The 20,329-nt window shown below is 47.5% G+C and carries 22 protein-coding genes and 1 riboswitch; of the genes, 4 read left to right on the forward strand and 18 right to left on the reverse strand.

The annotated features are described in order from the left end of the window. Positions 1–127: 127 nt before the first annotated feature. The 6 genes from Q0785_RS09350 to Q0785_RS09375 all read right to left on the reverse strand — a co-directional run bounded on the left by Q0785_RS09350 (position 128) and on the right by Q0785_RS09375 (position 5,192). The gene (locus Q0785_RS09350; RefSeq protein ID WP_298829024.1) at positions 128–1,723 is read right to left on the reverse strand and encodes a long-chain-fatty-acid--CoA ligase; all 1,596 of its coding nucleotides are present in this window, start codon (positions 1,721–1,723) and stop codon (positions 128–130) included. Positions 1,724–1,898: 175 nt separating this feature from the next. Continuing rightward, on the reverse strand, positions 1,899–2,171 hold the full coding sequence (locus tag Q0785_RS09355) for an adhesin (protein ID WP_223638948.1): 273 nt from the start codon (positions 2,169–2,171) through the stop codon (positions 1,899–1,901). Positions 2,172–2,184: 13 nt separating this feature from the next. Next, on the reverse strand, positions 2,185–3,954 hold the full coding sequence (gene arsA / locus Q0785_RS09360; protein WP_298829028.1) for an arsenical pump-driving ATPase: 1,770 nt from the start codon (positions 3,952–3,954) through the stop codon (positions 2,185–2,187). Next, positions 3,951–4,328, reverse strand: a complete 378-nt coding sequence (arsD, locus tag Q0785_RS09365; protein WP_298829031.1) for an arsenite efflux transporter metallochaperone ArsD — start codon at positions 4,326–4,328, stop codon at positions 3,951–3,953. Before arsD ends, arsA begins: the two co-directional genes overlap by 4 nt. A 20-nt stretch (positions 4,329–4,348) precedes the next feature. Further along, positions 4,349–4,768: an arsenate reductase (thioredoxin) gene (gene arsC, locus Q0785_RS09370; RefSeq protein ID WP_298829034.1), complete on the reverse strand. Its 420-nt coding sequence runs from the start codon at positions 4,766–4,768 to the stop codon at positions 4,349–4,351. Positions 4,769–4,844: 76 nt separating this feature from the next. Beyond that, positions 4,845–5,192 carry a metalloregulator ArsR/SmtB family transcription factor gene (locus tag Q0785_RS09375; RefSeq protein ID WP_298829037.1) on the reverse strand — a complete coding sequence of 116 codons (348 nt, stop codon included), beginning with the start codon at positions 5,190–5,192 and terminating at the stop codon, positions 4,845–4,847. A 173-nt stretch (positions 5,193–5,365) separates the two neighbouring features. Between Q0785_RS09375 and Q0785_RS09380 the strand changes: the two genes are divergently transcribed. Both Q0785_RS09380 and Q0785_RS09385 read left to right on the forward strand, forming a co-directional pair. Continuing rightward, positions 5,366–5,686, forward strand: coding sequence for a metalloregulator ArsR/SmtB family transcription factor (locus tag Q0785_RS09380; protein WP_298829039.1), 321 nt, complete (start codon positions 5,366–5,368; stop codon positions 5,684–5,686). 48 nt (positions 5,687–5,734) lie between these two features. Beyond that, positions 5,735–7,027 (forward strand): NAD(P)-binding domain-containing protein, encoded by a 1,293-nt coding sequence (locus Q0785_RS09385; RefSeq protein ID WP_298829041.1) that lies wholly within the window; start codon positions 5,735–5,737, stop codon positions 7,025–7,027. Positions 7,028–7,255: 228 nt separating this feature from the next. On the opposite strand, the gene Q0785_RS09390 is transcribed toward Q0785_RS09385, so the two are convergent. The 6 genes from Q0785_RS09390 to Q0785_RS09415 are packed head-to-tail and all read right to left on the reverse strand — an operon-like array spanning position 7,256 to position 13,847. After that, positions 7,256–8,329 carry an ABC transporter ATP-binding protein gene (locus Q0785_RS09390; RefSeq protein ID WP_298829044.1) on the reverse strand — a complete coding sequence of 358 codons (1,074 nt, stop codon included), beginning with the start codon at positions 8,327–8,329 and terminating at the stop codon, positions 7,256–7,258. A 12-nt stretch (positions 8,330–8,341) separates the two neighbouring features. Then, positions 8,342–9,157 (reverse strand): ABC transporter permease, encoded by an 816-nt coding sequence (locus Q0785_RS09395; RefSeq protein ID WP_298829046.1) that lies wholly within the window; start codon positions 9,155–9,157, stop codon positions 8,342–8,344. Further along, the gene (locus Q0785_RS09400; RefSeq protein ID WP_298829048.1) at positions 9,157–10,041 is read right to left on the reverse strand and encodes an ABC transporter permease subunit; all 885 of its coding nucleotides are present in this window, start codon (positions 10,039–10,041) and stop codon (positions 9,157–9,159) included. The genes Q0785_RS09395 and Q0785_RS09400 overlap by 1 nt, the downstream gene beginning before the upstream one ends. After that, a complete protein-coding gene (locus Q0785_RS09405; RefSeq protein ID WP_298829049.1) occupies positions 10,025–11,272 on the reverse strand; it encodes an ABC transporter substrate-binding protein in 1,248 nt (415 codons plus the stop codon). The genes Q0785_RS09400 and Q0785_RS09405 overlap by 17 nt, the downstream gene beginning before the upstream one ends. A 35-nt stretch (positions 11,273–11,307) precedes the next feature. Continuing rightward, positions 11,308–11,967 carry a TVP38/TMEM64 family protein gene (locus Q0785_RS09410; protein WP_298829050.1) on the reverse strand — a complete coding sequence of 220 codons (660 nt, stop codon included), beginning with the start codon at positions 11,965–11,967 and terminating at the stop codon, positions 11,308–11,310. Continuing rightward, on the reverse strand, positions 11,964–13,847 hold the full coding sequence (locus Q0785_RS09415) for an FAD-dependent oxidoreductase (RefSeq protein WP_298829052.1): 1,884 nt from the start codon (positions 13,845–13,847) through the stop codon (positions 11,964–11,966). The genes Q0785_RS09410 and Q0785_RS09415 overlap by 4 nt, the downstream gene beginning before the upstream one ends. A 189-nt stretch (positions 13,848–14,036) precedes the next feature. Between Q0785_RS09415 and Q0785_RS09420 the strand changes: the two genes are divergently transcribed. Both Q0785_RS09420 and Q0785_RS09425 read left to right on the forward strand, forming a co-directional pair. Continuing rightward, on the forward strand, positions 14,037–14,618 hold the full coding sequence (locus tag Q0785_RS09420) for a CDP-alcohol phosphatidyltransferase family protein (protein WP_298829054.1): 582 nt from the start codon (positions 14,037–14,039) through the stop codon (positions 14,616–14,618). Between the two features lie 17 nt (positions 14,619–14,635). After that, on the forward strand, positions 14,636–15,727 hold the full coding sequence (locus Q0785_RS09425; protein ID WP_298829056.1) for an FAD-dependent oxidoreductase: 1,092 nt from the start codon (positions 14,636–14,638) through the stop codon (positions 15,725–15,727). A 103-nt stretch (positions 15,728–15,830) separates the two neighbouring features. Here Q0785_RS09425 and Q0785_RS09430 read toward each other — a convergent pair whose 3' ends face one another. The 6 genes from Q0785_RS09430 to Q0785_RS09455 all read right to left on the reverse strand — a co-directional run bounded on the left by Q0785_RS09430 (position 15,831) and on the right by Q0785_RS09455 (position 20,239). Further along, positions 15,831–16,850, reverse strand: a complete 1,020-nt coding sequence (locus Q0785_RS09430; protein WP_298829058.1) for a thiazole biosynthesis adenylyltransferase ThiF — start codon at positions 16,848–16,850, stop codon at positions 15,831–15,833. Continuing rightward, positions 16,847–17,614: a thiazole synthase gene (locus tag Q0785_RS09435; protein WP_298829060.1), complete on the reverse strand. Its 768-nt coding sequence runs from the start codon at positions 17,612–17,614 to the stop codon at positions 16,847–16,849. The genes Q0785_RS09430 and Q0785_RS09435 overlap by 4 nt, the downstream gene beginning before the upstream one ends. A 2-nt stretch (positions 17,615–17,616) precedes the next feature. Then, positions 17,617–17,820, reverse strand: coding sequence for a sulfur carrier protein ThiS (gene thiS / locus Q0785_RS09440; RefSeq protein ID WP_298829062.1), 204 nt, complete (start codon positions 17,818–17,820; stop codon positions 17,617–17,619). 13 nt (positions 17,821–17,833) lie between these two features. After that, entirely contained in the window at positions 17,834–18,961 is a 1,128-nt protein-coding gene (gene thiO / locus Q0785_RS09445) for a glycine oxidase ThiO (protein ID WP_298829064.1), read from the reverse strand. A gap of 13 nt (positions 18,962–18,974) precedes the next feature. Then, on the reverse strand, positions 18,975–19,601 hold the full coding sequence (tenI, locus tag Q0785_RS09450) for a thiazole tautomerase TenI (RefSeq protein WP_298829066.1): 627 nt from the start codon (positions 19,599–19,601) through the stop codon (positions 18,975–18,977). 112 nt (positions 19,602–19,713) lie between these two features. Next, positions 19,714–19,814, reverse strand: a riboswitch (TPP riboswitch). Positions 19,815–19,960: 146 nt separating this feature from the next. Beyond that, positions 19,961–20,239: a hypothetical protein gene (locus tag Q0785_RS09455; RefSeq protein WP_298829068.1), complete on the reverse strand. Its 279-nt coding sequence runs from the start codon at positions 20,237–20,239 to the stop codon at positions 19,961–19,963. Positions 20,240–20,329: the final 90 nt, after the last annotated feature.

Genomic DNA, 20,329 nt, shown 5'->3' on the forward strand with positions numbered 1-20,329 from the left:
TTTCTCATAAAACATATCTACTTTAGTATAGGAATGCATTTATTCACTGTCAAATGAACTTTCGGAATTTTAACTCAGTTCAGCAAAAAATAAAGGCGAAGAATGCTCTTCGCCTTTACGCATTTCTTTAATTCACTTTTTTGCCGCCGCCCCAGTACATTTCCCGCAATTGGAATTTCTGCAGTTTGCCTGTAGCCGTTTTCGGCAAGGCTTCCACAAAATCCACGGATTTCGGTACTTTGAAGCGGGACATATTTTCGCGTGTATAATCTAGGATTTCCTGTTCGGTCACTTCCGACCCAATGTGCAGGACGATGATGGCCTTCGGCACTTCTCCCCATTTTTCATCCGGAACCGCTATGACAGCGACTTCGGCAATGGCCGGGTGCTTGTACAGGACGCCTTCAATTTCAGTGGAGGAAATGTTCTCGCCGCCGGAGATGATCATATCCTTGATGCGATCCTGGATCTCGATGAATCCGTCCGGATGCGTGACCGCCAAATCTCCTGTATGGAACCAGCCATCGCGTATGGCTTCGGCTGTTTTTTCAGGGTCTTTGTAATAGCCGGCCATGACGACATTGCCGCGCGTTACGATTTCACCAAGTTCTTTGCCGTTCCAGGCGACTTCTTCCCCGTCTTCCTGGTTGACGACTTTGGTTTCCCCGTTGAATGCCAGTTCGATTCCTTGGCGAGCTTTAATAGCTGCCTGCTGATCCGGATCCAATTCATCGAATTCGTTTTTCCATTCGCAATAAAGGATGAATGGAGAAGTTTCCGTCAAGCCGTAAACGTGCATCATATTCAAGCCAAGAATGCTTTGCGCTTTGGCGATCAATGCTGCGGCAGGCGGTGCTCCAGCTGTCCCCATCCTGATTTTCCGCGTCAATTCGATTTCTTTGGCTTTCGGGTCATTGACCAGCATATTGACCACGGTCGGCGCGCCGCAAAGAGAGGTGATGCCGTGATTTTCGAACAGGTCCAGAATCAACGGCGGATCGACTTTGCGCAGGCAGACATGGGTTCCGCCGGCTGCAGTGATCGCCCAAACGCCGCCCCAGCCGTTTGTATGGAACATCGGCAAGGTATGCAGGTAAACGTCATCGTATTTGATTTCCAAATGATGCAGGAAATTCGCAGCGTTCATGTAATTCGTGCGATGGGTCTGCATGACCCCTTTCGGATTGGACGTGGTGCCACTTGTATAGTTTAGGGAAAGCATCTGGCTTTCATCCAGTTCTGCCGCCGGCACTTTGGCGTCATCCGGCACTTCACCGATAAAATCTTCATAATCAACGCCTTTGAGGGTCGACTCGCAGCCTTCTACAGCCACGATGATAAATTTTTCAATCGGCAGTTCGTCCTGGGCTTCTTCGAGCATCTTGCCGAATTCAGCATCGACAATCAGCACTTTGGCATCGCTGTGCTTCAGGATATACACCAGGTCTTTTGTCGACAGGCGGTAATTGAGCGGAACAATGACCGCTCCAAGCGGTGGGATGCCGTAAAAGCATTCCAACATTGCATGATTGTTCGGCAGCATGACCGCTACATGGTCTTTTTCGTTGATGCCGGCGTTATGTAAAGCGATCGACAGGCGGTCGACCCGTTTTCCGAACTCTTTGTATGTAAACTTCTTGTCTCCGTCAATGACCGCGATTTTCTCCGGGTAGTATTTGACTGCACGGCGTTTCCAATCGAGTGGTGTCAATGTTGCCAGCATAAGTATGTCCCCTTTCATCTGTCAGTAGCTAAACTGTTATATATCAAGTATAGGTAGTGCCCCCAACTGTGTCAATACAGTTTTCGGAATCGATTGACAATTCAGGCGGATACAGAAAAAAACCGGCAGTCCCTTTTTCTCGGGCTGCCGGCTTTCTGCAGGTGTTTCTATTAAATCAGCAATTGCTTTCCGGAAGGCCTTCGAGTACCAGGCCGCCGTCTTTAAAATCAAGCGATACTTCCTCCACCATTGTGCTGACGCGTTCATCGAGCGCCACTTGGATGCCGTTGATTTCCTTGATGATGTCGCCTTGTTCCGGCGCATCCATCGACAGGCCGAACTGCGGTCCGCAGCAGCCCTGCCCCGCAAAATAAAAGCGGATGCCTTGTGCTGTGTTTTCTTTCATGGATTCCAACAGCATGTCTTTTGCCGGTTGTGTGATGTTCATTGAAAATCCCCCTTTAATTGGTTACCAATTGCCTCATTTTATCATAGCCGATGCTGTCCTGTGCCTGCCAGGGAATCAACGCTGTGCGCTCAGCCAGCTCGCTGCCGACTTTACGGATCCACGGCCATTCGCTTTGGGCTTTTGCCTGCAGGAGCGCTTCGGTTGTGCCGGTACCTGCCAGACTTTGATTGATGACCCAGTTCTCCGCCTGGATCCCCGCACGCTTCAAGTCTTGCTGCAGGCGCGCCGCTTCAAAAACTGGAGTCGCTTCCGGCAAGGTGACGAGAAGGACATCTGTTTCTTTTGGATTGCGCAGGCGTGGCAGCAGGTTTTGGACGCTTTTTGGAATTTCTCCGGTCGAGCGTTCCAGCTCCTTGTGGTAGGTCTGTGTCGCATCCAGCAGCAATAACGTATGTCCGGTCGGCGCCGTATCGATGATGACGATTTCATTGTCCGCTTTGGCGACCACCTCCGCAAAAGCGCGGAACACCGCTATTTCTTCGGTGCACGGGGAACGCAGGTCTTCTTCCAGGTAAGCGCGGGCTTCGTCGTCCATCGGCCCCGCCGCTTCCATGACTTGTGCTTGATAAGATTCAACTTCAAGCTGCGGATCGATTCGGGAAACCGTCAACCGGTCATTGCCTGATTCTCCAAAGCGGTCCGCCAGATGCGCTGCGGGATCGGTCGTGGTTAAATGCACCGAATGCCCTTTCTCAACTAAGCCGACAGCGAGCCGCGACGCGACGGTCGTTTTGCCGACACCGCCTTTGCCCATCGTCAAAATGACGCGGGTATTCTGCGCTGAATAATGGTCGACCATGTCTTTTAAACCGGCCAATTCCGTGGGCATCTGATCCGTATTCAAGGCATCCGGACGCCACTCAGGTTCTGTGAAAAGGCGCCGCAGATTAGTGATGCCGGTCAAGGGAAATGCCACAAACGGCAGGCTGTATACCGGCAATGTCTGCAAATGTGCAGGCATCTCTTTTAAAGCCTGCTGGTGCTGCTGGGCAAACGCTTGAGATATATGGTCTTCGTTTTGGACTGGTGAATAAACCCCATTCAGGATCAGCACCTGATTTTCGATGCCGATGGTTTGGAGTTCATGGGACGCACGGGCAGCTTCTTTAAAAGAAGCCGTGTCCGGACGCGCCACCAGAATCAATGTCGTCTGGTTGGGATCGGAAAGAGCCTGTACGGTTTTTGCGTAAAGATCCTTTTTGGCGTCCAGTCCTGCGAGTGGACCGAGACACGAAGCCCCGTGTGTGGATTCGTCCAAAAATCCGCTCCAAGCCGTGGGCAGCTTCAATAGCCGCAAGGTATGGCCAGTCGGTGCCGTATCAAAAAGAATATGGTCGTAATCATCCATGACCCGTTCATCGGCCAAGAGCTTGGTGAATTCATCGAATGCGGCAATTTCAACCGTGCAGGCGCCAGACAGCTGCTCCTCCATCTGGTTGACGACCGCTTCCGGCAATTTGCCGCGGTAGGGCCCAACGACCGAGTCGCGGTACGTTCGTGCCGCTTCTTCCGGGTCGAGGTTGCAGGCAAACAAATTTTGGATGCCGTCAACGGCTTGCGGTTCGTTCGTCAGTTCCATGCCAAAGACATCCTGCAGATTCGAAGCCGGGTCTGTACTGACCAGAAGCACCCGCTTGCCTGAATCCGCTAAAGCCACAGCCGTCGCAGAAGCGGTGGAAGTTTTGCCAACTCCGCCTTTTCCGGTGAAAAACAGGAAAGGTGTTCCGCTGACGTCGTCTGGTTTAAAAGTCCGGCCGGTCATTTCGCACCGGATGATGCGATTTTGACGTTGAGTGGGTTGACCGGCTGTTTAATCGGCTGCAATTCAGTTTTCTCCACCTTGAACCATTCAGCGAACTCCTCGATAGTCGGGTAATCTCCGGTTTTGGCGATTTCGCCATCGATCAGGATCACCGGCAAAGATTCTACGCCTTTCTCGAACAACAGTGCATTGACTGTTTTGTTTTCGACAAAAGCTGCCGGGTCAGTCCCCAGATTAAAGCGTTTGATGTCAAAACCTTTTTTCTCCAGTGAAAAAACAGCGGCTGCTACAGCGGTCAGCTTCGGATCCACTACAGGTCCGCAGACACCGGTATCACAGCACATGGCTGGGTCATATATCGTCACTTTCGTCATGAGTCATTCTCCTTTAACGTTCAGTTTCCGGTTTTGGCAAAGGTTTCAATGCGTGTTCCGATCGCATCGCGGACCGTTTGGAACACCGTCCATTTCTCTGCTTCCGTCCCTTGCGCTTTCGCCGGATCTTCAAAGCCCCAGTGTTCACGTCTGACGTGCGGCGGAGTCATCGGACATTTATCAGCTGCATCGCCGCAAAGCGTGACGACGAAATCTGCATTATTCAGCAAGTCTGTATCGATGATGTCAGATGTCTGGTTTGAAATATCAACGCCTACTTCATTCATCGCCTTTACTGCGTTCGGGTTTAAGCCATGCGCTTCGATTCCTGCGCTATAGACGTCCCATTCATCAGCTAAATGCTGTTTTGCCCAGCCTTCAGCCATTTGGCTGCGGCAAGAATTTCCGGTACATAAAAAATAGATGGTTTTTTTCGGCATAGTGAGTTCTCCTTTTGAGCAGCTTCAAAAAGCTTATGTTCTCTAGTATTTTTTCGGTAAGTCGCAGATGCTTTTCCTAGCAGCAATCCACGGGTGCTTCTTTGGCGCGCAAGGCCATTACTTGGGGGTCCGTATCTTCAATATGGCTTAAGATGCCTTCAAGCAATGGTACATGCATTGATTCCTTGTTCATGGAATAAAATCGCCATTGTCCTCTTCTGTTTTCTTTTACGAGTCCCGCTTGCTTCAGCTTGCGCAGATGCTGGCTGATGGCCGGCTGGCTCATGCCGAACATCTCGACGAATTGGCAGACGCATAATTCATTGGTCTCCACCAGTTTCATCATCAACAGGCGGGTTGGATCGCTGACTGCCTTCAGGCAAGCCGTGACGTCAGCTGCAGATTGTTTTGCCAAAGTCTCCATTGGGATCCACTCCTTCGCGCTTAGTATATAATGATTTCTTTATATAAGTCAATCGTTATAACCGAGGTCTCTTACTAAATCAATTTTTTTTGATTTAGTAATTGCATTCACCTCTTCTACCTATTATACTTAATTCATCAAATAAATTTGATTTAACGAAAGTAGGGATTGGAATGGTTCAACCGCTGGAGGAAAATACTGCAGTCCACATGACTAACGAGACCTATGCCCAAAAATTCAAAGCGCTGGCTGACCCCAAGCGGCTGGAGTTGCTGAACTTGATCGGCCAGAAAGACTCGGTTTGTGTCTGCGACCTGGTCGAGGACATGGCGATGCCTCAGTCGAAACTGTCTTATCACTTGAAGATCCTGTTGAATGCCGGGCTCCTGACAAAAGAAACCAGAGGCACTTGGAGCTATTACGCCTTGCAGAATGAGGAAATGGAGCGGCTGTTGCCTGAAGAGCTATACACATCCATCAAACCATCAAACTGATCAGCAGCCTGAAAAAATCGAACTTATTAATAGAAGGAGTGCATCCAAATGACAAGCTCTCTACCCGTAGCCATCATCGGCGGCGGACCGGCAGGACTGGCCGCTGCCGCCCACCTGGTCCAATATAAGCAAGCATTCGTTCTTTTCGAATCAGGGCCTGCGCTTGGCACCCATTTTCTTGAATATGGCCATGTGCGTTTGTTTTCGGCTTGGCGCTATAATATCGATGCAGCTTCCAAAAAATTATTCGAGCTGCATGGACTGGCACTGCCCGATCCGGAGCGTCTGCCTTATGGCAAGGAAATCGCCGAACAGTATCTTCAGCCGCTAGGAGAACTTCCAGAGCTAAAACCGTTCATCCACTTAAACAGCCGGGTCATTCACCTGCAACGCCAAGGACTGGACAAGATGAAAACAGTGGACCGCGAAGAGAAGCCGTTCGAACTCGTTATCGAAAACGGCACAGGTATACGAAAAACTATACGCGCACGAGCAGTTATCGATGCAACTGGCACCTGGAAAAAACCCAACTCTGTTATATCCGGCGGTGCACCTGATACGGCAGCCGGATTGGTGGATTACGGCATTCCAGCGATTCTTGGCTCCGACCAAAAACGCTTTGAAAACAAGCGTGTAGCAGTGGTCGGGAGCGGCCATTCAGCGATGAATTCCTTGTTGGACCTGGTCCAGCTGAAGAAAAGCTTTCCAGCGACACACATCACTTGGATCGTCCGAAAAGACTCTCCAGAACAAGTACTAGGAGGCGGCGACGCTGACCAATTGCCGGAACGCGGTGCTCTTGGCACGCAGGTCAGATTATTGCTGGAACAAGGGATGGTCGAAAGCCAAACTTCAACATTCATACAATCCCTCAGCCAACTGGATGAACAACAAGTCGTGCTGGGCGCTGAACAAAAAGGACGCCAAATTGAGCTCGGTCCATACGACCGTGTAATCGCCAATACCGGTTCCCGTCCCGATTTTGAACTTTTGCGTGAAATTCGCTATAGCTTTGACCCGGCACTTGAAAGTGTGCCAGCTCTGGCCCCGCTGATCGATCCGAACGTCCATAGCTGCGGTACCGTGAGGCCGCATGGTGAGCGGGAATTGCGGCAGCCGGAAAAAGACTTCTATATTATCGGTGCTAAAAGCTATGGGCGCGCACCCACTTACCTGATGGCGACAGGATTTGAACAAGCCCGGTCGGTTGTTGCCCATCTTTCCGGCAATCACGAAGCCGCTGAACGGGTAGAGCTGGAGCTGCCGGAAACAGGCGTCTGCAGCAGCAAGCCACTTGTCTTTACAATCAGTGGTACACCGTCTGGCAATAGTTGCTGCTGAATGTTTTTTATAGATATGAATAATAATTGAATAATATTTTTATCCATAAACAAACCTCAATAATTCATGAATAAAACCATTCAAAAAAGCCTTGTTCTTAAGTTTAATATTAATGAATAACCCAACTAACCACTCTGGCTTGATATATATAAATGAATCGAAATTAAAATAAATAGTTATTCCGAATAAAAAAGACTTGCTGCCACTGTGGGCGCAAGTCTTTTTTATTCATCCTACAAACCATAAGTCTTTTTGTTTCACTACTACGTCAATCTCTTGACCAACTATTAATCCTTCAGCCTGTTGGCTGGTTAAGGAACAATCCATCCAATGGATTCCTACTTGGATAGTTCCGGTGTAAAAGCCATGATTGAATCTCAGTTGTTGAATAACTCCATTAAGCTGAATAGAGTCTTGAAGCGGCTCGTTATTGATGGTATTGATTTGTACCACTTCTGGTCGAAGGATCAAATGGCATGGTCCCGGTCCAACGTTTTCTTCTACCGGAACATCAAAAATTCGATCAGCAGATGAAAATCGGCCCGCTGCCACTATGCCCTTAACACTGTTTTTTAAGCCTAAAAATGAAGCAACTTCCCTGCTCTTAGGTCGTTCATATAAATCCCTGGCTTTGCCTACCTGCAACAGCGCGCCTTCACTCATCACACCGATCCGGTCGGACAACTGGAAAGCTTCTTCCCGGTCATGGGTGACAAAGAGCACTGTGACACGGAACTGTTTTTGGATCCGGCTGAGCAGCTCCCTCATTTCTTCCCGGAGACTCGGATCTAAGGCACTGAAGGGTTCATCCATCAGCAGCACTTGTGGATTGGCGACCAATGCGCGAGCTAAGGCTACACGCTGTTGCTGCCCTCCGCTCAATTCATCGGGAGAACGGCGGCCGAATCCTTTGAGCCCCACATGCTCGAGCATCTCTCTTGCATCAGCTAGACGCTGTTTTTTGCCGACTTTCTGCATCTTCAAGCCGAAAGCCACGTTGTCCTCCACTGTCATATGCGGAAACAGCAGCGATTGCTGAAATACCATGGCGAACCTTCTGTCTTCCGGAGGAACCGCTGTTATATTGGCATCTCCCACCCAAATTTCCCCATCGTCTGCCTGCAATAATCCCGCCACCAGCTTCAATAATGTCGTCTTGCCACAGCCGGAAGGGCCCAATAATGAGAAAAATTCCCCTTCATTGATGGTCAGCCCAACCGGCTGCAGGGAAAACGCCGGATTGCTTTTACGCTGAGTTTGTTGGTATTGCTTTTCGATATTGATGATGCGCAAACTGCTCATATTTCCACTCCTTTAGCCCTTCTCTGCGCCGGCTTTCTTATTTTGGTAATATCTTTTCAAGGCGGCATCCATTCCGATTAAGGTCAAGATCGCTATTCCAGCGAAAAGCAGCGAATAGGCCGAAGCGATCGCCGGATCCCCACCGCTGATGAATGGAAACAGCAAAATCGGCAAAGTTACAACCTGCCCTGAGCCGATGATGAACGTGATCAAGTACTGGCTCAAGGAAATCAGGATGCTTAAACTGGCTCCTGCAGCGATGCCCGGCAACAGATGCGGCAGCACGACATGCCTAAAGCGGGTAAGCGGGCCCGCTCCAAGCATCCGTGCCTGGTCTTCCCAGTCGATTGATAATGTATTATAGCTGATCATGATAGCACGGACCATATAAGGCAAAGTCGGTGAAATATGTGCCAGGACTACACCAAAAACGGTTTCCGTCAAACCAAGCCGCAGAAACGTCAGATGGATTCCCATGACAGCTACAAACGGCGGAATGACGATCGGTGCAAAAAGGATCGCTTCCAGCAGCCATTTGCCACGCAGTCGATAGCGCACCAGTGCATTGGCAGCCGGAACCGCGAGAAGGATATTCACAGCTGCGACGATAAAGGCAATCAGCAGACTGACTGACACCGCCTGCCAGGTGCCCGAACTCCCAAACAGTACATATTCCCAGGCACGGAAACTGAATGATTCAGGGAAAATATTCGGCCATTGCCAACCAAAGGAAACACTCGACAGGATCAAAGGAATGAATGGCAGTCCAATAAGGATGAATAACAAGGTGAATATTATGGATTTCAAGAAAGGCCGGGTCTTATTCATCAATCCCACCCCTTCAAGACGTTCCAGCGTTTACTGAAGTAATAGACGACCAGCCCAAGTAAAATAGTGAGGACAGCGAGAATGATGTTGACCGCCAATGCTTCCGGACGGTCAGCCAACGTACCGCTCGTATACAGCTGATAAGAGTAGACCGGCAGCATATTCGGATACGTGACGCCCAGCAGGAACGGGACTTCAAAAGCTGAAAACGTGAAGACAAAAACGATAAATGTCGCAATCGTCCAAGCCGGAAGCATCACCGGCAAGACAATTTCCCTGATGAAATTCCAATTGCCTGCACCGAATATACGCGAAACATCGCGCCAAGACCGGTGAATGCGTGACAGCACCGGATAGATCATCAATGATACAAAAGGAGCTTCTTTCCAGGCGTAAGTCAAAATTATCCCCCACCCGAATGGATCATTTACCAATACGGGAAAATCCGGAATTTCATCGATGAAGCCTAGAGTCGCCAAAATCTTCGATATAAACCCACTTTGCATAAACAGCAGGACGATGATATAGCCGCCGACCAGATGCGGAATGGTCAAAGGAAGCTGAAACAACCGGTGCCAAACTTGAGTCGTCCCGGATTTCGCTGATTCATTCAACAAATACAGGGATATTGCGACTGCTGCCCCCAATACTCCTGCAATCACTGAAGATAGTGCCGCTACTCGGAGTGTCAGAAGAAGTGATTCCCAGAACTCAGTAGAGCGCAGCAAATCTGTGTAGGCTGTAAGGTCAAAACGCGTCTCCCCGATGGCTGGAAAATAGCCCAGGCTTTTCAGAAGCCCATCAAAAAGTCCTCCAAAAAACAGGAGGACGATGGTGCCGATGGCTGGCAGCAGCAAAAGATAAGGTTTAGTCTTTTGCCACATTTTCCATCCATCCTTTTTCGATAATATCAATGTAATCGGCTGACAGCTCCGGAAGACGGTGTTTTTCCAATTCTTCCAAAGGCAATGTAGCCGCGCCTAAATCCACGTCGTTCATGGCCTGTTGCTGCTCAGGTGATAATTTCTCCAAATCCAATGCCGACAAATCGCCCCAGTTTTCAGGAGACAATTTAGCGGTTTGGGCTTCCGGCGACATCATTTCGTTGATGGCCACCATCGCTCCCGCTTTCGCGGAAGAGTTGAATGGAATCGATAGGAAATGCGTATTAGAGAGTGTCCCGCCTTCCAATACGAAAGTCCGTGTCGATTCAGGGAAACGCCCTTTCAGCACTTCACTGGCAGCAAGCGCAGGGTCGTAGCTCATGGTCATGCCGATTTCACCGCTCGCAAACAATTGGTCCTGCTTGGCCAGGCTTTCCGGATAGGTTTCCCCTTCACGCCATAAATACGGTTCGATTTCGTTCAAGTATTGCCACATCGGTTCAAGTCGTGCTTCGAGGTCTTCGATGTCAGCTGCCGGTTGCTGGTACTGTTCATAGCCGCCAGTTGTTTCATAGAGTACATGACGGATAAAGGCACTGCCGGTAAAATCAGGCAAGGCCGGATAGGTGAACTGCCCTGGGTTGTCCTGCACCCATTCGGCCAATTCGTCCATTGATTTTGGCGGATCTTCGGACTTGTTTTCATCGTGGACAAAAACAAATTGGGCTTTGCCCCACGGTGCTTCCAATCCATCCACGGGTTCTCCGAAGTCATTGGCAATTTCCGGTGCTTCCACATCGACATACTCATTGAAATTCGGCAATTGCCCGCTGAAATCCCCCCAAAGCAGCTCATTGTCTTTGGCGGCTTTGAAATTCTCGCCGTTGATCCAAATGATGTCCATGCTGCCTTCGGTCTTGCCGGCTGATTTTTCATCCACCAATTGGTTGATGATATCCTGTGAGTCGTTCATCGGCACCCGGTTCAACTCAACGTCATGCTCTTCTTTCAATCGGGGAGCTACCCACTCATCGAGGTAACGGTTGATATTGTCGTTGCCACCCCACATATACATAGTGACTTCCTGCCCTGTCGCCGCTCCAGAAACTTCTTCCCAGTCACTTGTCTGCAGGCTATCTGCTTCTGCCGCAGCACCGTCTCCGGTTTCTTCTGAACACGCTGCCAATGTAAGCACCAGAAATCCTGGTGCCAGTAATGAAAACTTTTTCATTTTTCCACTTCCTAAATGCTTTAATGAACTTCCTGTTATTTATCGAGATTTTGTTTTTTACTCCACCGATTTCGGATGATGATCGGAACCACCGTCAAGACGACAAAAACCCCGACTGCCAGAAGGATGATTTGTGGATTTCCAGTGACGAAGCTGCTGCCCAAAAAGTTATAGGCGAATGTCCCCGGTATGATGCCAATCAATGTGGCAAGCGCAAAAGAAGTGAAACGGACCTTCGCAAAAGCTGCCGCATAGCTGATCAAATCGAAATTAATGACCGGTATGAAACGGAACAGTAAGACGTAGAAAAATCCGTTCTGCTCCATTTGGGATTGGATTTTTCCGGCATTGCCGCTCCATTCCTTGCGAATTAAGCTTTTTCCGAATGTTTTCGCCACATAAAAAGACAGCATCGCACCTAAAGTCGCACCGATGATGGTATAAAGCGTTCCGAGCCAGGCACCGAAAGCCAATCCTCCGGCAATCGATAGGACCGATGCCGGAAAAAAGATCAGCGGCCTGATGGTATAGATGACGATGTACATGACAGGTGCCCATATACCAAAGGACAAAATCCAGATGCGGAGATCATTGGCGTCGACTTCGAAGACCGAGCGACTGAGCCAAATGACCAATCCGACGGCAAAAACAGCTAACAGCCATTTCGCCACCTTTAAAGTCACACTGCTGTTCATAAGTTGCGCGTATGTGCCGAGATGCTGAAGTAACGGTTTCTCATTTCATCATAACGCTTCCGGTTGACTCCTGCATCTGAATAGCCTACACGCGAAGCTGAACGGAATTCGATTCGCTGATCGCCATCATTAAAATAGAACTCGATATCATCCTTGAATCGCATCGTTTTGGACTTGGCGACTGCATAGACGTAATTTTCATCATTTTGCACGATTGTTACACCTTCATAGCCTTTCAGCATACCGATCAAGTTCTTTTTCGCTTCGTTTTTGGTACCTTTATACGGCCATGCCGGCACATGCTTGTCTTTTGTTTGAGCTTGTGACGAAACCGCATTCGGCGTTGACGGCATTTCCTTCAGACGGCCGTTTTCCACACCGAGTTTCGGCTTGACGTTGTTTTTGATGGCCATGTTGGCGATACCGATTCCTGCTGCCGTGGCGGCTCCGTAAATTGCGACTTTTTCCGCCGGCAAATCCCCTGCTTTTGCTTTATTGAATGTTTTGACGACGGGCTGGTTCAATAGATTATCGACATAGACTTTCTTGCCGATTTTCACCAACACCTCACTGTAGGTCGGGTAGGGATGGATGACTCCCGATAATTTGCCCATGTTGATGTGCAGCGATTTGATGGTCTGGATTTGGCTGATGATTTCACCGGCACGGTCACCGAGAATGCTTGCTCCCAAAATATAGCCTTTTTTATCCAGAATGATTTTCACTTTGCCGATGCTGTCTTTTTTCGTATTGGCACGATCAATATCCGCATAATCGTGTTCGTAGACCCGAATGGAATCGCCGTATTTTTCACGTGCTTCCTCCTCGGACAAACCGGATCGGCCAAGTTCAGGATCCGTGTATGTACACCACGTGACATGCTCATAATCCATTTTTCTATTGATCGGTAAAATGGCGTTTTGTGTAGCGGTAATGCCTTGTGCATTGGCCATATGGGATAGTTGATAAGGTCCGACGACATCACCGATTGCATAGATGCCTTTAGCTGTAGTCTCCATATGATCATCCACCTGGATGCTCTTCGAATCATATTCGACGCCTGCTTTTTCGAGGTCATAGCCTTTGACGTTTGCCTGCCGTCCCAGCGCGACCAACAGCCCTTCAGCAGAAACGGTCATATCCTTTCCGTCTTTTTCGATCTTCAAGTCGATTTGGTCGCCTGCTTGCTCCGCTTTAACGGCGGTGGCGCCTGTGTGGATGGTTACGCCTTCGTCGATCAGCCGCTGTTGGATCATCAAGACCAGTTCTTCTTCATCCTTCGGCAAGATCCGCTCGAATTTCTCGACCAACGTCACTTTCACACCAATGCGGTTCAAAGCTTGGCTCATTTCGACGCCGATCGCTCCTCCACCAAGAATCGTCATGGATTTCGGGAAGGATTTCCGGGTAAAGATGGTTTCGTTGGTCAAATACGATACCTTATCCAAGCCGTCAATTGGCGGAACCATTGGTGATGATCCGGTGGAAAGGATGATTTTCTTCGCCTCGATGCGCTCTCCATCAACTTCCACTGCATGTGGACCGACAAACTTTGCATAGCCGTTGATGAAATCGATGCCTGACTTTTTCAGCACTTCCGGCGATTCACCTTCGTAGACCTTCTGGATGACGTCTTGGATATCCTTTAATACGACTGAAGTATCGACTTGCAGATTGGGCGTGTATTTTTTGGCGTGATGGACTTCTTTTGCGATATTGATCAATGATTTACTTGGAATACATCCTGACCAGGTACATTCTCCGCCCGGCAGATTTTTGTCGATCAACACGACTTTTTTTGAGAATCCTGCTCCTGTAAATGCTGCTGTAAGTCCAGCAGCGCCGGCTCCTATTATTGCAATATCAACCTTTTTTACCATCTTTACCATTTCCTTTCTTTTCCTGAATTACAACCATCTTATCAAAAGGCATAAAAAACTTACTCCTAATCAGACTCGGATAAGTGAAATTTCTTTAAAAACCTAATTTCGCTTCCGAGTGGGAATACGGGTTTCAAACGGACTCCTATTATATACTGAAAATATCTTGAAAATGAAAAGGTGAACTTGATGCTCGATACTCATGCACGAAAACATGTTCAACCGGTTGTAGAAAAAACGGCTGATGTTTTGCTGAAAAAAGGCTTTACAGCTGATGGCGTGACAAAAATCGCTTTTGCCATCGGGATGTCATCAGGTGTTTTCATCTACCTGGACCAACCTTTATGGGCCGTCTTTGTTCTTTGGTTCTCCGGATATCTTGATGTCGTCGATGGCACCATGGCGCGAAAAACCAAACCATCTTCATGGGGGACTTTGTTGGATATCAGCTTTGACCGCCTGGTGGAGATCAGTGTCATCATCGGGTTAGCTTTCCGATTCCCTGATTCGATGTGGGCATTGCTGCTGTTAAGTGTCTCCATCATCGTCGCAATGACCGTGTTCCTGACGGTGGGTGCGTTATCTGATAAGCCAGGCATGAAATCCTTCTACTACCAGGCAGGACTTGCTGAAAGAACAGAAGGCTTTATACTCTTTACCCTAATGATTATTTTTTCAACATACTTAACAGCAATCACGCTGATTTTTTTCGCTGTACAGATTGTGACGATTTTACAGCGCTTGGCTGAAGCCAAAAGGATTCTGAAGTAGACGGGGAGTGGAATGGGATGAAGACACTTGTACTGGTCGGAGGCGGACATGCGCATCTGCATTGTCTTGAACAAACAAAACATGAATTGCCGGAAGACTGGCAAGTGGTGCTGATTTCTCCTTCTTCCTATCAGTATTATTCAGGGATGTTTTCCGGATATACGGAAGGCGTTTACACGCTCGAAGATATCCGGATCAATCTGAAACGCCTTTGTGACAAGATCGGGGCACTATTTGTCGAGGATCTGATCCACACCATCGATCCGGAAAAGAAAGAATTGAAGGGCACAGAGGGCGACGTTTATCACTATGATGCCGTATCATTTGATATCGGCTCACAAACTGCTATTCCAGAGACGCTGCAAGAACAGGTCTCTTCCATCAAACCCAATTATCGCTTTCCAGAGCAGTTGGCGCAGCTGAGGGATTCTGCTTACCCGGTGATTGTCGGCGGAGGCGCTTCGGGAGTGGAATTGGCGTTTTCCATTCTGTCATGGAGAAAAAAGCAAAACTTGCCTGCCAGTGTGGCGCTGTTCAGTTCGACTTCGCTCCTTTCCGGTCAAGGGCTGACAGCCTCAAAAAAAATTGAATTCATTGCACAGCAGAAATCTTTGCCTTTTTTTACAGAGGTCCTGGTTCAAGCCGTTGATGATTTCAGTGTCATCACAAGTGAAGGACGGTCGTATCCGCAATCAGGTGTGCTTTGGCTGACGGGACCAAAAAGTTCGGATTTGTTCCGTCTTTCCGGATTGCCGACAGATGACGACGGATTTCTGCTGGTCAACGACACTTTGCAAAGCGTCGAGCATCCAAACATATTCGGAGCTGGGGATTGCATCACGATCGACCGTTATCCGTCACTTGCCAAAAATGGCGTCTATGCGGTCCGTCAAGGTCCAATCCTTTGGAAGAACCTGAAAAACAGCCTTTCTTCAGAAAGGCTGTTGCCGTTCACTCCACAAAAACGATTCGTTTCCATCTTGTCTACCGGTGGAGGCGAGGCTTTCCTTTCTTACGGAAAGCAGGTTCTTCACGGCAAGATCCCCTGGAAAATCAAGCAGCATATCGACGGAAAATTCATGAAGCACTATAAGGACCTTTATGAATAAAAAAGCTGCCCTCAAGCAGCTTTTTTACATGACAACATTGATTCAGCGATTTTGTTGAATTTGATGATATATATAGAGATTCAACATCATACTGGAATTCCATTTATCCTAAATAGCGATGGTACAAAGTTTTAGCTTCTATAATGTTCTTCGTTCCATGTACCAGGACACGGCCATCTTTAAAAACGACAAGCCGGTGCTGTGCTGTCGAAAAAGACAGTAAATAGGGATTGCGGGACACATTCACCCCCAGTTCTGATAAAATACCCTCCAAATTTTCTAAATCCCTGTCCATCTGTTGGGATGGGCGGATCTGAACTGTGTCCCTGCCACATAATATGGCGGTTTTTGTCTGGTTTTCAAATGAAAGATACGGATAGGATCGATTCAAACCGCAGGATGGACAATCTTCTTTTTTCACTTTATCGACGGTAATGGATGAATATTGATTTTTCCAAAGGTCGAACGATACGAGTTTGTTGCTCAACTGAAGTGAATCTTCGACCAGAATCTTTAATGCTTCTGAAATCTGTAAAGACAGAACCATTTGAACAGCGGGATTGATGATTCCTACGGTATCACATGTTATCCCTCCCATCGGCACTTCCTCGAGAAGGCAACTCAGACAGGGTGTTTTCCCCGGGAGAATGGCATAACTGATTCCGTAACTTCCTACACAGGCACTGTAGATCCATGGAATTCGATGCTTCTGAGAAATATCGTTCACAATCATCCGTATATCAAAATTATCGCTAGCATCAATGATCAAATCAATTCCCTCTACCAGCTGTTCCATTTCTTCGACAGAGACATCCATAATAAGTGAACGGACTTCTACTTCCGAATTGATCAGTGATAAGCGTGCTTTAGCAGCCACTGCCTTAGGGGTACGCTGTTCCGCATCCGCTTCAGTGTAAAGCTGCTGGCGTTGAAGGTTGCTCCACTCTACATAATCACGGTCCACTATAGTCAGTTTCCCTATACCTGCACGTACAAGCATTTCCGCACTGCCTGTTCCTAAAGCCCCGGCACCCACCACTAAAACATGCTTGTTCTCCATTTTCCGTTGCCCTTCTCTGCCTATCGGTGCAAAAAGCTCCTGTCGTGAATAGCGTCCATTCAACTGAAACTCATTCCTTCAACTGGACTGCTGGCGGTGGCATATCGTTTTTTGGGAATTCGTCCAGCTTCAAATCCCAATCTTCCTGCTTCAATCGAAAGTTTCATCGCTTCGGCCATTTTCACCGGATCTTTTGCCCCAGATACCGCAGTATTCAACAAGACCCCAGCCGCCCCCAATTCCATTGCAATGGCAGCATCAGAAGGCGTCCCGATTCCAGCATCCACAATAACAGGGACCTGGCACTGTTCAATTATGAAAGAAAGGTTCAACGGATTGATGATTCCTTGACCAGAACCGATCGGAGACGCTCCGGGCATGATCGCATGGCACCCTAATTCCTCGAGACGCCTTGCGAGGAGTACGTCATCTGATGTATACGGCAAAACGGTAAACCCTTCTTTCACTAGCTCTTCCGACGCCTTTAATGTTTCAACCGGGTCCGGCAGCAAGGTTTTTTGGCACCCTATCACTTCCACTTTAACCATGTCACAAAGACCCGATGCCTTTGCTAATTTTGCAATCCGAACCGCTTCTTCAGCCGTCTTGGCTCCAGCTGTATTCGGAAGCAAAGTATATTTTTCAATATCCAGATTTTCAAGGAAGTTAGGTTGTCCTGCTTCAAAAATATTCATCCGCCGAACTGAAAACGTCAAAATCTCTGTACCTGAAATATCCACGGCTTTTCTTTGTATATCAAAATCAGGATACTTGCCTGTGCCCAATAATAGTCTTGATGAAAATTCGTAATCACCTATTCTTAACATGTTCATCCTCCTCCAACAAAATGTACTAATTCGATTTTATCTCCGAGAGAAATTCGGGTTTCTGCATGCCTCGCTTTTCCCACTATTTCAGCATTCAATTCAACGATGATCACTTTCTGATTCAATTCAAAATGCTGCAGCAGCTCAGTCACCGTTTCCACTGTACTTGGAACTACTACATGTACCCCGTTAACCGTCAACTTCATTTCCACCACTTCCTTATCGTGTTTTTTTACTGATCAATCGTTCGATACGAAAAGAGGAGATATCAAGAGAAGGCTTTTTCCCTTCAATCAAATCAGCCATCACTTCTCCCGTAATCGGCGACAGCAAAATTCCATTTCTATAATGGCCAGTCGCGATAAATAAGCCGTCGTAGTCAGGATGTTCACCCATATAAGGCAAACCATCCGCAGTTTGTGGACGAATTCCAGCCCATGCCCCTTCCCATTCTGCTTCTTCTATAGAAGGCACCAGCTTCTTTGCATTTTCCAGCAATAACGAAATGCCTTTTACAGTAGTTTGTTGATTGAATGTATTCGGTATGACGGTTGCGCCTACAATAATTCTTCCACCTTTCTTCGGAACCAGGTAGCAGCCGGAAGAAAAGATGGTGCTGGATAGTAGAGGAACTTCTGTCCGCACAGAAAAACATTCCCCCTTTACGGGATGGGTGATAAGCGGTAACCCCATTTCCATCAGCAAGCTTTCGCTCCACGCACCCCCCGTCACCACGATATTGTCGCTCATAAAGTCTCCTTCAGTTGTAGCGACTCCTATGATTTTCCCCTTAGTGGAATGAAATGAATGAACTTCTACATCTTCTTTAATGACGGAGCCAAGAGCCTCAGCTGACTTTAAAAATCCTAACGCCAGCTGAGGGGCGGCAACTTGGCCATCCCGTTCCAGGTACAGGGCTCCCATCACCTCGTTAGCCAATGCCGGTTCCCTTCTTCTTGCTTCATCGCCTGTGAATAATTCGGCCACTTCGTTATTCTGTCTATGGACCTCCAGTATCCTACGGTGTTCCTGCTGCTCTCTATCGGTTAAGGCAAGCTTCATCATTCCCTTATTGACAAGTTCAATATCAATTCCACTCGTCATTTTCAGTTCATCGGTTAAGCCGTTAAACATCGCCCTGCTGGTTTTTGCTAATTGAAAAAGCGGTCCCTCTCCTTCCAATTCCGCTTGCGCACCAAGCATCCCAGCTGCAGCACCAGATGCTTGACCAGCAAGGCTGTCTTTTTCCAACAGCAAAACTTCCATTCCTCTTTTCGCCAAACTATAGGCCACCGAACCGCCGATGACTCCACCCCCAACTACAATGGCTTCATATGTTCTGTTCATAGAAATCCTCTCCTCATGGCTCCAGATAAAAACTTTCTTTCGCTAAACAGGAACGATAAGATCTTGCAGCCAGCAAAGGATCTTTCGCTTCGAAAATTCCCGACATTACAGCGATCCCTTTCGCTCCTGACCCGATAACATCCCCAGTATTTCCGGGCGTTATGCCACCGATTGCAATGACTGGAATAGAAACTGATTCAGAAACATTTTTCAATAGTTCTAAGCCTTTCGGTATCAGTCCAGTTTTTGATGAGGTCGAATAAATATGACCACATACTACATAATCAGCCCCCTTTTTTTCGGCAAATCGAGCTTCTTCAATCGCATGCACTGAACACCCAATCGTTAAATTTGTGAAATTTCTTTTCACGCAATCTACCGGCAACGAGTGATAAGCCAATTGAACACCTTTTACATTGGAGGCAACGGCAATATCCACTCGGTCGTTTATGATTATTTTTGATAAAGGTACATTTTCATTCACCAACAACTTCACTAATTCCACTACTTCCCTTGCTGTTTTGCTCTTTTCACGTAGATGGATAAAATCAACTTCATGATGAATCCGGCTGATGATTTCTGCCAGTTGTTGGGGGGGTTGCTTATCAGTTGAGATAATATGCAGCTCGCCATCTCTCATAAATTCCCTCCTTCTATCGACTTTCGGAAAGTTAAAACAAATGAGTTCAATAACAAAATAAAAAAACCACTCCAGCGATGGAGTGGTTTTGGGTATATCTTCAGAAAAAATGGACATACATTAACCACTTCCCTACGCTAGTTTCAACTAGATCAGGTTCAAAGGGTCCGGATTTCTCCATCTCAGTCTCATAAGACTCCCCTAGTGTTTTTATATTCAGTTATTTTGAAAGTGCTAAAATCTAAAGTAAGCTTAACATCAACATCGCCATTAATCCAGTTTATCTTGCATTCAATCTTCTAAATATTCAGCGATAAAAAAAGAACTGAATATATCTATATCACACTTTCTATCTCTATCTATTTAGTCCTGACAGGCGTTGAAGCAAGTTTTTTATACCCGCACAACAACAACAACATACAAGCGACGGTTGCAGCTGAAAAAGTACCAAAATAGATGATAGGGGAAACAGCGTATCCGAAAGCTGCAGTACTTTGCAGATTTTCTGCATTTTCCCAGGCTTTTGGAATATTGGGTCTGTAGGTGATGGTTTTTACATAGCCCACGGAAAATACTGCCGCAAAGTAAAGAAGATGGACAATTACGGCCCCAAGCAAAGCCAGCCAAATAGTTTTCATTCCCAACTTCCTTTCTTTTATTCCATAATTTAGTATATCAACTACTTTAAGCCATGTACATAAAAAACCGCGAATTTTCAGCTTTCAAAT

It is taken from the genome of uncultured Planococcus sp. (assembly GCF_947501725.1).
GTDB lineage: Bacteria > Bacillota > Bacilli > Bacillales_A > Planococcaceae > Planococcus > Planococcus donghaensis_C.